The sequence below is a fragment of the Flavobacterium sp. GT3P67 genome (assembly GCF_004349155.1).
GTDB lineage: Bacteria > Bacteroidota > Bacteroidia > Flavobacteriales > Flavobacteriaceae > Flavobacterium > Flavobacterium ranwuense.
Map to the genome: position 1 here is coordinate 1 of NZ_SMLF01000007.1, position 12793 is coordinate 12793.

9 protein-coding genes are annotated in these 12793 nt (G+C 36.5%); 3 read left to right on the top strand and 6 right to left on the bottom strand.

What is annotated here, in order from left to right:
• A partial coding sequence (locus tag E0H99_RS17310) for a hypothetical protein (RefSeq protein ID WP_205728690.1) occupies nucleotides 1-222 on the top strand: 222 nt, incomplete at its 5' end.
• 24 nt (nucleotides 223-246) lie between these two features.
• Nucleotides 247-987 (top strand): tyrosine-protein phosphatase, encoded by a 741-nt coding sequence (locus tag E0H99_RS11655; protein WP_131995601.1) that lies wholly within the window; start codon nucleotides 247-249, stop codon nucleotides 985-987.
• A gap of 373 nt (nucleotides 988-1360) precedes the next feature.
• Here E0H99_RS11655 and E0H99_RS11660 read toward each other — a convergent pair whose 3' ends face one another.
• The 6 genes from E0H99_RS11660 to E0H99_RS11685 form a co-directional block, all read right to left on the bottom strand.
• Complete coding sequence (locus E0H99_RS11660; protein WP_131995604.1) at nucleotides 1361-3328, bottom strand: polysaccharide biosynthesis protein; 1968 nt, start codon at nucleotides 3326-3328, stop codon at nucleotides 1361-1363.
• A 323-nt stretch (nucleotides 3329-3651) separates the two neighbouring features.
• Nucleotides 3652-4521, bottom strand: a complete 870-nt coding sequence (rfbA, locus tag E0H99_RS11665) for a glucose-1-phosphate thymidylyltransferase RfbA (RefSeq protein WP_131995607.1) — start codon at nucleotides 4519-4521, stop codon at nucleotides 3652-3654.
• A 21-nt stretch (nucleotides 4522-4542) separates the two neighbouring features.
• Nucleotides 4543-4941, bottom strand: coding sequence for a GxxExxY protein (locus E0H99_RS11670; protein ID WP_131995610.1), 399 nt, complete (start codon nucleotides 4939-4941; stop codon nucleotides 4543-4545).
• Nucleotides 4942-4965: 24 nt separating this feature from the next.
• The gene (gene rfbB, locus E0H99_RS11675; protein WP_131995613.1) at nucleotides 4966-6015 is read right to left on the bottom strand and encodes a dTDP-glucose 4,6-dehydratase; all 1050 of its coding nucleotides are present in this window, start codon (nucleotides 6013-6015) and stop codon (nucleotides 4966-4968) included.
• 562 nt (nucleotides 6016-6577) lie between these two features.
• A complete protein-coding gene (gene rfbD, locus E0H99_RS11680) occupies nucleotides 6578-7429 on the bottom strand; it encodes a dTDP-4-dehydrorhamnose reductase (protein ID WP_131995616.1) in 852 nt (283 codons plus the stop codon).
• Between the two features lie 769 nt (nucleotides 7430-8198).
• Nucleotides 8199-8465, bottom strand: a complete 267-nt coding sequence (locus E0H99_RS11685) for a helix-turn-helix domain-containing protein (protein WP_131995619.1) — start codon at nucleotides 8463-8465, stop codon at nucleotides 8199-8201.
• A 1197-nt stretch (nucleotides 8466-9662) separates the two neighbouring features.
• Between E0H99_RS11685 and E0H99_RS11690 the strand changes: the two genes are divergently transcribed.
• Nucleotides 9663-12785, top strand: coding sequence for a SusC/RagA family TonB-linked outer membrane protein (locus E0H99_RS11690; RefSeq protein ID WP_131995622.1), 3123 nt, complete (start codon nucleotides 9663-9665; stop codon nucleotides 12783-12785).
• The last annotated feature ends 8 nt before the right edge of the window (nucleotides 12786-12793 follow it).

Genomic DNA, 12793 nt, shown 5'->3' on the forward strand with positions numbered 1-12793 from the left:
TCTGGGACTACAGCGGGTTTGGGATTAAAGATGCGAGTTTTTTCGGTTAAGCACAAATTTTCCAAGTACAAACCTTTTCATAGGGTTCCTAAAACAAAATCGAAAAAAACAACTATTTTTACATCGAAAATACAACACAACAACGGTAATTGCTTACCATTCAACTTAATCAAAAACGGAATACCAATCCCCGAAAACCTAAAACAGGAAACTGATCACTGAATACTGAACACTAGCTTTACACGTATGTTAACATTCTTCCGATCAAAACCCATACTTAAAGATTTAATTCCAGACCAACATATAGACATCCATTCCCACCTTTTACCGGGCATTGATGATGGTGCTAAAACTTTTGAAGATACGCTAAAACTGACGCTGGCGCTTCAAGAGATGGGAATTTCCCAATTTATTACGACTCCTCACATCATTCAACAAGTATGGGAAAATACACACGAAAAAATTCTGAATAAGAAAACGACAACAGTTTTAGAACTGGAAAAGAACAACATTACAGTTTCTTTTAATGCTGCTGCCGAATATCTTATGGACGATCAGTTTGTACGACTTTTCGAATCACATGATTTATTGACACTCAAAGATAATTATGTATTAGTCGAAATGTCATATATCAATGCTCCCATCCAATTATATTCCATACTATTTGACCTGCAGGTAGCAGGATATATTCCAGTATTAGCACATCCGGAACGGTATTTATTCTATCATAATAATTTTAACGAATACCATAAACTAAAAAGAGCGGGCTGCTTATTTCAATTGAATTTACTATCGGTTGTAGGGTATTATGGCGTTGCAATTACTAAAATAGCAGAACAATTACTCCAAAAAGGAATGTACACTTATGTAGGCTCCGATGTACATCATGACAATCATGTTGCCGCCTTCAAACAAAAAGTAAAATTAAAAGACCTGGCGCCACTAAAAGAAGCAATAGCCAACAATCAATTTTTTAAGTTTGGGTGATCTATTTTTATATAAAAACGTAAGTTCCAATTTTTGGCTTCCGCCGCGGCGGATCAGGTAAAACGGAAATTTTCCCGACTCCTCACAACCCAAAACCCATAACCTGATTTACAACAGCAACGATTTAATTTAAAATTACATCCTAAATTTTCAACTCCCTGTAGAAATGCGAAAAACGAAAATCATACCGACAAAACTCGAAGATCGAATCCTGCAACTTAAAAAATTGATTTCGAAATAAGACTTTTGATTTTCCCCACTCACTTTTCACTTATCACTTTTCACTATTTACTTCTCACTGAATATCAAAACAAAAAAGGTTATAAAGTACAGTACTTTATAACCTTTTTATTCAATGCAACAAAAGATGCAATTATTTATCTAATAATTCAAAAGTCGAATTCATACTTTTGAATTCAGGAACAATTTGCTTCATTTTTTGTACAATTTGGTCACTATCAAAATGATTCGCAATGCTTATAAGCTCTTCAATATCGGTATTCAAAACGTCAAACTCATCTAAAATCTCTTCAGAAATCATGATTTTTTCATGATAGGTGGGAAGTGTTTTTGAGGTGTCATTCAGCAATTCTTCATATAATTTCTCACCGGGTCTCAATCCTACAATTTGTATTTTGATATCCCTGTCTGGAATAAAACCGGCTAACTTAATCATCTTTCTGGCTAAATCGATGATTTTAACGGGATTACCCATGTCAAAAATATAAATCTCTCCTCCATTACCCATGGCTCCCGCCTCTAAAACTAACTGACAGGCTTCTGGTATCGTCATAAAATACCTAATGATATCGGGATGCGTAATCGTAATCGGCCCTCCATTTGAAATTTGCTTAGTAAACAAAGGAACTACAGATCCATTAGATCCTAAAACATTTCCAAAACGAGTGGTTATGAATTTTGTCGCATTTTTCCCGCCGCCCTCCTGATTTTTTAATTGCAGGGATTGTACATACTTTTCGGCTATTCTTTTACTGGCACCCATTACATTACTTGGGTTTACTGCTTTATCAGTAGATACCATCACAAATTTTTTGACATTATACAAGCACGATAAATCGGCTAGATTTTTGGTTCCCTCAATATTCGTGAGAATGGCTTGCGAAGGATTTTCCTCCATCAAAGGGACGTGCTTATAGGCCGCTGCATGAAAAACTACTTGAGGTTGATGCGTTTTAAAAACATTATTCATAGCTTCCCTATTCCTTACATCGGCAATTATAGTATGCATTTCTGAAGTAGAATTTAAAGCATTCATTTCTAAACACATATGATGCAAGGGCGTTTCAGCCTGGTCTAAAATAAGTACTGTCTTAGGATTAAAATTTAATACTTGACGCACAATTTCGCTCCCTATGGATCCTGCAGCACCGGTAATTAAAACAGTCTTATCTTTTAATTGTTTGGATATCGACTTGTTATCTAATACTATGGGTTTTCTTTCCAGTAAATCTTCAATTTGAATATTTTTTACTTTTTGGGAAATCTCTTTTTGATTCTCCCAATCGGAAATTAATGGCACTGTAAATACGCTGTAATTAAATTCCAAACATTGGTCTACAATAATTAACTGCTCCTCTTTTGACAAACTTTTATCAGCAATGATAACCGCTTGTGCATTTACGGAACGCATTAGTGGCGGCAATTTTTTCTTTTTAATCAAAATTGGCAAATCCAGCATACGCTTGGTTGCATTTTGATTATTTTTATCAACAAACCCAACAATTTTAAATCGGGATGGTGTTTCAAATTTTAAAGCATTCGCTACCGATATGGCATTGGCATCCGTACCATAAATGATGGTTCTGATTAATTTGTTGGTTCCTTGTTCAGAAAAATAGATCTCAAAAGTTTGTTTGATTATTACCCTATATAAAAATAACCCACAAAAGGAAAGTACGATATTGATGAAAAAGGCCGTATTTAAAAATACTTTCTCTCCTTGTAACAACTCGTACCCAAAATTAAAAAAAAGAAACAGTACTAAAACGGACATTTGAGAAAACAAAAGCTTAACGGCATCTATATAGGAAGAGTGTCTGATAATCCCGGAATACGTTCTAAACAGCCAGAAAAAGAAAATATTTACACTAAATAGAGCTGCTATAAATGTAAAACTGTTTGGCGTAATGATGTAATCTAATCCTGTTCCCTTAAAGATAAGGATGGTAAAAAAAAGCGACAGTACTAAAACCGAAAAATCCATCATAATAATAATCCATCTGGGCAGATAGTTCAAATTATGAATGTTGAATTTCAAGTTTTCTCTTGAAAAAAAATTAGGGGTGACTGATGATGAATCCGTGTTTTTAGTAGTACCCAAAGTATTTTTTTTTAAAGATTATTTCCTTACAATACACCAAAAATAACATTTAATGAATGGAAAAAAAAATCTTATTGATTCAATTTAATTTAAAATTCGAATAAACAAAAAAAGAGAGGCAATACATCCCTTAGTATCAGCCTAAATACATATTTAAACCGTGAAATAAAATATTTGAATCCGTTGAGTATAATTAGTTTTTTATAATAAATTTTCGTCAGTTCGTCACGATACTTCGGGTTTTTTGGTGGAATAAAATGCAACAAAAAATGTATCGAGAACCATTTTAATAATAATAATAATAATAATAAGCAATCTGTTCTCTACAACTTATGTTTCAGCAACCCCAGAAGATACTCCCCATAACCCGATTTTTTCAAAGGCTCAGCCAGTTCTTTTAGTTGTTGGTTAGAGATAAATCCTTGTCTCCAAGCAATTTCTTCGATACAACCCACTTTCAATCCCTGACGTTCTTCAAGAACCTGAACAAATTGTCCCGCTTGCATCAGACTGTTAAAAGTTCCGGTATCTAGCCAAGCGGTTCCTCTGCTTAAAATCCCTACTTTTAGTTTTCCTTTCTCTAAATATACTTTGTTCACATCAGTGATTTCATATTCTCCTCTCGCGCTGGGCTTGATATTTTTGGCAATTTCGACTACCGAATTATCATAAAAATACAAACCAGGTACCGCATAATTTGATTTGGGTTCCAAAGGTTTTTCTTCAATAGAAAGTGCTTTAAAATTAGAATCAAACTCAACTACACCATAACGTTCCGGATCTGAAACATGATAAGCAAAAACAACGCCTCCTTCCGGATTGGTACTGGATCGCAGCAATTCATCCATATTGGACCCAAAAAAAATATTATCTCCTAAAACCAGCGCTACACTGTCTTTCCCTATAAATTCTTCACCAATAACAAAAGCTTGCGCTAAACCGTTAGGGATAGCTTGTTCAGCATAACTGAATTGACAACCTATTGCTATTCCATCTCCTAATAATTTCTTGAAATTAGGCAAATCGTGAGGAGTAGAAATAATTAATATTTCATTAATCCCTGCCATCATCAAAGTAGATAACGGATAATAAATCATAGGTTTATCATAAACCGGCATCATTTGTTTGCTCATCGCTAAAGTTAACGGATGCAAACGGGTACCGGATCCTCCGGCCAATATAATTCCTTTCATAATTTGTGCTAATTTTACGAATTAATTCGAATTTTTCAAATTAATCATTCTTTTATAAGTTAATGAAGGTGTACCGAAATTAATCAACATACCCAATTCCAGATTTGTACATTTTAAATAATTTGTCAACTGTGTGTAAAATGCGACAGGTATTTGTGTCACAGCTTTTATTTCCAGAATAATAGTATCATAGCAAACAAAGTCTGCTCTATATTGTTTTTTCAAAAGCTGTTTGTCGTAATATAATGACAACTTTAGTTGTCTTTTAAAGGGAATTTTCTGAATGTGAAGTTCTTTTTCCAATGCTTCTTCATAGACCGCCTCCAAAAACCCTGCTCCTAATGACCGATGCACTTTCATACAAGCGCCAATTACAGCAAAGCTTTCTTCTTTATAAAGTATTTTATTGGCAGCATCCATTAGTGAAATTCGAATTAATTCGATTTAATTTGAGTATTGCTTCTCGTAATAAGTAGCATATTCCCCGGAAGTAATATTATTCAGCCACGTTTGATTTTCCAAATACCAATTTACGGTTCTTTCTAATCCTTCTTCAAAAGTAACCGAAGGCTTCCAGCCCAACTCTTTATTGATTTTGGTCGCATCAATAGCATATCGTAAATCATGACCTGGACGGTCTTTTACATACGAAATCAATTGTTCCGATGTACCAGCTGGACGTCCTAATTTTTCATCCATTATTTTACAAAGTAATTTGACTAAATCAATATTCTGCCATTCATTAAAACCTCCAATATTGTAGGTCTCATGATTTTTACCTTCATGGAAAACTAAATCGATCGCCACGGCATGATCTTCTACAAAAAGCCAATCACGGGTGTATTTCCCATTACCATAAACCGGCAACGCCTTGTTTTGAATGATATTATTGATAAACAAAGGAATCAATTTCTCAGGAAAATGATAAGGGCCATAATTATTGGAACAATTGGTCAAAACATAAGGCAAACCGTAGGTTTCTCCATAGGCACGAACAAAATGATCAGAACTGGCTTTAGAAGCAGAATAAGGCGAATTAGGATCATAAGCGGTAATCTCCGTAAACAATCCTTCGGCACCTAAACTGCCATAAACCTCATCAGTACTAATATGGTAAAAACGCTTGTCTTCATAATTACCTTGCCAGATAGTCTTAGCTGCATTCAATAAATTCATGGTTCCAATCACATTTGTTTTCACAAACGATAACGGGTCGGTTATAGAACGATCCACATGAGACTCTGCGGCTAAATGCAAAACGCCGTCAAATTGATGCTTCGCAAATAACTGATCAATAAATGGGGCATCAACTATATCTCCCTTGATAAAAGTATAATTCGGTTGTTTTTCTATATCAGCAATATTTTCCAGATTTCCGGCATAGGTAAGCGCATCTAAATTAAAAATTTGATACTGCGGATACTTTTTCACAAAAAGCCGCACCACATGAGACCCAATAAAACCGGCACCTCCGGTAATTAATATTTTTTTCATTATTATTTCTATATTTTAATATTCTTCAGTTCTAGTGATTTTATAAAATAGCAACAGCGTTTCTATAAAATTGTATCGAGAGCCTTTTCCGCGTCACCCTTAGCTGTCATCTCGAGCACAGTCGAGAAACAAAATCAAGTTTTGACTTTTAGGTTCCCTTTAGGGCTGGGGTAAAAACGAAAATTATAAACCTGTTCACATCTCACTAAAACCTAAAATCCCTAGCCCTGCCCTTAAATAAAAAGCATAAAGAAACAACGAAAAAGTAAAGTGGCAGCAGTCCGCGAGTTGAGGACGAACGGCTCGGGCTGCGGAACGGCACTTTGAGGTAGTTTTTAAGCTTTTTACTTACAGGCTTGATTTTTTTGTTTCTTTTTTGATCAAGCAAAAAAGAAAATGAGTAAACCCTATTTTTTTACTTTCAATAAAAAGTCATTGGTAGTACTATTTAAAGTATTCCGATTATCCTATTTAAAATCACCTTCTAATTTTTTGGTTACCTTTAGGGCTGGGACAAAACGAAAATTTCACAACTCAAAACAGATAACCGACAACCCAAAACTTACAACAACCCCATACACTTCATCAAACTTACTTTATAATCCGGAACAACAACTCCAAAACTATTCTTTATCTTGCTTTTATCCAATAACGAATATTGCGGACGCCTAGCCGGTGTTGGATATGCCGAGGAAGGAATTCCACTGATTTCACAATCAAAACCCCCTATCTCTTTTATTGCCAAAGCAAATTGGTACCAACTGATTTCTCCTTCATTAGAAAAATTATAAATCCCGGCCTGCCAATGCGTATGAATCATTATACTCATAATGGCCTGTGCCAAATCAGCCGCATAAGTAGGACTACCTATTTGGTCATTAACTACATTCAAACTGTCTCTTTCTTGCATCAATCGGGACATCGTTTTGACAAAATTATTCCCAAAACGGGAATATACCCAGGAGGTTCGGATGATAATCGCATTGGGATTTTCTTGCAAACAAGACTTTTCTCCTGCTAATTTGGTAACCCCATAAACATTAATCGGATTAGGGTCTGCTGTTTCCGTTAAAGCAGTAGCTGCGGTACCATCAAAAACATAATCGGTAGAAACATGTATAAATTTACAATCATTGGCATGACTCCATTGAGCCAATACCACAACAGCCTGGTGATTCAACACATCCGACAATTCAAACTCCAACTCTGCTCGGTCAACAGCGGTATGTGCCGCACAATTGATGATAATCTGAGGATTAATGACTGCCAACTCAGTTTCTAAATGGCCTAAATCACATAAATCCAGTTCTTCCTTATCAGTAAAAACCCATTCAAATTGGGGATAATTCGGAGCCAAAACTTGCAATTCTGAACCCAATTGCCCTTTGGCACCTGTAACTAATATTTTTTTCATTTATTTTTTAATCTTTCAATTTTAAAGGCACGAACACTTTTCACTCCTCACTATCAACTATTCACTCCTAATCCTCACTGTCATCCTGAGCGAAGTCGAAGGACACTCCTCACCATTCATAACTTATAACTCATAACTCGCTGTCATCCTGAGCAGAGCCTGTCCTGAGCTTTTGCCGAATGGTCGAAGGACACTACTCTTAGTATCAATACAAATTTACGCCCTAAATTCTCGGCTCCCTTTTAGGGCTGGGGCAAAACGAAAATTCACACTCCTTATTTCTTTTTTCTTTCCCCAACCCTAAAGGGAGGAAAAAAGAAACACAACGGTATCGTATTTCAAGATCGTCCTAAATTTTCGGCTCCCTTTAGGGACGGGGTAAAACGAAAATTTTATATGGAATAGAAAGTCCTTCTTTAGCATGAAATCAATTCCTCCGTTTTTGACAAGCTTTAATCCGTATTGACAAGTATTACGTATCGCTATAAAACAGAAAAAGACACCTCATCAGCATCTTCTCACTCCTTCTCCCTACTCTTCCAGCTATCATTATAATGTCTATTCCTCAAATGCTCATAAAACTTCCCTCTCAGGTAAAGTCCCACAAACCATAATAAAACAAGCCCTATTATTTCATACCATTCCATACCTCAAATATAGAAGGTATAAGATTTCCTCTTTTAGCATGAAATCAAAAACTCCTTTTTTGACAAGTATTAATCCCGAATTGACAAGTATTACTTAACGCTATAAAAACAGAAAAAGATGCCTAAGCATCTTTTTCTGTTTTTTCAAAATCAAATAATGAAATAATTTCTTCTCTGAATTCTTTAGCGATACCGTATAAAACGTCAACTGTTGTGTTTGTTTTACCACGTTCAATTAACCCAATGTGATTTTTCGCCAAACCAAGCCTGAGTGCTAGTTCTTCTTGAGAAATTTTCTTTCCCGTTATTTCATTTATACAATTATTTCTTAGCTGAGCAATTCTTTTCCCCAGTAGTTTTCGTTCCTTTAAAAAAACAAGCTTATCCATTTTATAAAATTCGTACTTTGAAAAAACAAAAACGGCAACATATATATTGCTTTTAATAAAAAAATTATTATATTTGTTATTGAATACATATATTTGCGATTCTTCTTATAAAACATTTGAAGCATTCGCTTAGAATCTCGCGTTAGAAAACTGGTAATTTTGCAACGGGATAATAAGTAAGATGCTCACGTCCTTTGGCGTGGGCTCACTTATTGTTGCTCGGTATACCAGTACCTCTAACGCAGTAAGCTGAGTTCCATGCCATTTTTATTTCTAATAGGCTCATACTCCGCTTATATTCTTAGCGCCTCTTCATCATTTTCATAGTCTCGCAGCAGTTTAACCCGCTAAAACCACATGCCTATGAGTAAAAAAAACACCCACTAAAACAGCCTACGCTATGCCTTAGCAGTGGTTTCAATCACAAAACCGCATAAAATCCCAGCCAAAAAAACACCGTTTTACTAGCTGGAAGTAGATACCTATGCGCAACTTTTAACCAGTAACCCAAAACCCATGACCTAACACCCAACACCCATAACCCAACACCAATAACTAAGAAACACCTGCACCGAAAGGTCCTTTGAATAAAACACCTAGTTAATTTAATTTGAATTTGTTAATAAAAGGTGCAGGTTATTTAGCCGCAACAGCAACTCATAACTCATAACCCTCAACAATTCACTATAATAAGATGAAATACTACAAACAAATACAAATAGGAATAATTATACTTTTTATAGCAACAATGTGCCTGTGGATTTATGGTTGAGATACAGGTTATTTAGCAGCAACATCAACTCATAACTAAAAAACGCCTATGATAATAGTAAACAAACATCCCTAAATACTTTAAGACTTATAAAATCACGCTGTAGCTCACACCGCCCTTAGACTGTGGCAGCCGGGCACCCGTTTTTAAAAAATTCTGAAAAAATCCAACACTGTTTGAGTGATAGCGAGTTTGTTGGATTTCAGAATTGATAAAATAACGGGTCGGCGAACAGTCCTGGCTAGCGTTTTTTGGTTCTTTTTTTGGCAATGCAAAAAAGAACAATCATCAATTATCCACTAAACTCTATTGCCTATGATTAAATAACCCTTTTAAACAAAAAAGCCTCCTGTCCAGTGTTAGCGCATAAGTACAGAAGGCAATAGCAAAACAAAACTCACATTTCATTTAACTAAACCAATATTATGAAAAAAATTTCAGTTTATAGGCCTTGGAAGACATTTATATATCCGTTAATTTTCGGAATATATCTGAACTCCATTTCCCCAACACTAGCTCACAATCCGTTCCCAAATTCCAATAATAATAATAATAATAATAATAATAATAAGGAAGTACTACAAATAAACCTTTGCGCCCTTGTGCCTTTACAGCAAGTGCAGTCACTACCTCAAGAAATCCAAATAAGCGGCACCATCACTGATGGTAAAAGCCCATTACCGGGCGTAACAATTTCCATAAATGGAAAAGCGACAACCGTAGCTATCTCAAACTATAATGGGCAATACAGGCTCACAGCATCACCTGACGATATTTTAGTCTTTGCTTTCATGGGATTTAAAACCGTCACAGTCCCCATAAACGGTCAAAATATAATCAACATACAATTGCAGGAAGATATAACCTCTTTACAAGAAGTCCGTGTCAATGCGGGCTATTATTCCGTAAAAGAAAGCGAACGCACTGGAAGTATTGCCCGCATCACGGCCAAAGACATAGAAAAACAACCTGTAAACAATCCCTTGGCGGCAATGCAAGGCAGGATGGCAGGAGTGAATATCACTCAAACCAGTGGTGTACCAGGCAGCGGTTTTAACATACAAATTCGAGGCATCAACAGTATTCGTTCCGAGGGAAACGAACCGCTGTATATTGTCGACGGTGTTCCGTATGCTTCAAACTCTTTGGGTAATTCTGGTGTATCGATCGGTATTTTACCAAACACTATCAGTCCTTTAAATAGCATTAATCCCAACGATATCGAAAATATTGAAGTACTTAAAGATGCCGACGCAACCGCCATTTACGGCTCACGTGGCGCAAACGGTGTTGTACTAATAACTACTAAAAAAGGAAAACAAGGAGAAACACGCTTCACTGTTCAGGGATATACTACGGTAGGTACAGTCACCAATACAATGGACATGATGAATACCCAACAGTACCTAGCCATGCGTGCTGAAGCATTCACAAATGACGGTATAACGGGATACCCACAACGAGCCTATGATATAAATGGCACCTGGAATACTGACCGTTATACAGATTGGCACAAAAAGCTAATTGGAGGTACGGCTTACATTAATAATATGCAAGCATCAGTTTCAGGTGGTAGTGAAAAAACACAATATCTTTTAAGCGGAACGTACAGAAAAGAAACCACAGTCTATCCAGGTGATACTCATTTTGGGAAGGGTGCTTTTCATAGCAGTTTATCTCACCGTTCCGAAGATGATAAATTTAAACTAGTCTTTTCTACTAATTACAGTGGGGATAAAAACACGCTTCCTGGTACAGACCTTACTCGTCAGGCATACACCTTAGCTCCAAATGCTCCTAAGCTATATGATGATCTAGGCAATCTGAACTGGGAAAATGGCACATTCGATAATCCATTGGCGTATTTAAAAGGAATGTACATAAGTAAAACAAAAAATCTGATTTCAAACACAATGCTTTCGTACGGATTTGCTAACGGATTTGAGCTAAGTACAAGCCTTGGATACAATGACACGCATGTATCAGAAACTCGTACAAGGCCGTTAACGATGTCCAATCCGGCAAACAACCCCGGCAATGATCTAATTACATTGTACCTCAATAATGGTACGCGCACTTCCTGGGTTATGGAACCACAATTAAACTATAAAAAAGCATTAAGTAATGTAGATTTAAACCTGCTTCTTGGCGCAACATTTCAAGAACAAAAACAAGAGGTATTGGCGCAAACGGGTATAGGTTTTCCAAGTGATGCTTTGATAAATAATCTAGCGGCTGCATCTAATATTTTTATTGTCAAACAAGATAACACCGAATACAAATACAATGCATTTTTTGGAAGAGCAAATGTAAATTGGAAGCAGCGCTACATAATTAATCTTACTGGACGCCGTGATGGATCAAGCCGCTTTGGTCCAGGAAAGAGGTTTGCAAATTTTGGTGCCATTGCAGGGGCATGGATCTTTAGTAATGAACCTTTAATCAAAAACATTAACCCAATCTTAAGTTTTGGAAAACTTCGAGCAAGCTACGGAATAACAGGCAGCGACCAGATTGGCGACTACCAATTTCTCGATACCTACGCTGTTTCAACAAACAATTATAATGGGTTAATTGGTCTACAGCCAACACGGCTTTTCAATCCTAAATTCGGATGGGAAACCAACAAAAAAGTTGAGGTGGCACTGGAAATTGGCTTATTGCACGACAAGATATTCTTCAATACGGCCTACTTTAGAAACAGATCTTCTAATCAGTTGGTAGGCGTTCCATTGCCAGGAACTGCGGGGTTTTCTTCAATACAATCCAATTTTGACGCAACGGTACAGAACACAGGACTTGAATTGGAACTTCGCACCATAAACTTCAAAAGAAAAAATTTTAATTGGACAACTTCATTAAACCTTACTATGCCTAAAAATGAGTTGCTGAAATTTCCGGGATTAGAAGGCTCGACCTACGCAAATAGACTTGTGATCGGACAATCGCTGAGTATCCATAAGGCATACCATTTTACAGGGTTTAACCCACTAACAGGGTTTTATACTTTTGAGGACTTTAATGGCGATGGTACTATTACCGCAGCAGCTGACCGCCAGAAAATACTAGATACCGCCCCAAAACTGTTCGGTGGTCTGGGGAACCAGATAAACTACAAAAATTGGACTTTGGATTTCCTATTCCAATTTGTAAAGCAGAAAGGTTTTAATTATGCGTATTCCACAAATATGGCGGGTACTTTTTCAAATCAGCCATTTCTAGCGATGAATCATTTTCCACATGACGGACTCAGCAGTAGGACTCAGCAGTACACAACAGGACTTAACTCTGGAGCATTGAATGCTTATTTTAATTATACAAACAGCGATGCCGCAGTTAGTGATGCCTCCTATATAAGGTTAAAAGGTTTAAGCCTTGCTTATAAAATCCCCGCATCCTGGTCAAAGTCATTCACCGGCAAATTATACATGCAGGGTCAAAATCTGCTCACATTTACAAAGTATAAAGGCGCCGACCCCGAAAATCAGTCGACGACATTCCTGCCACCATTGAAGCAGGTTACACTCGGATTTCAATTAAGTTTTTAACCAAAAAA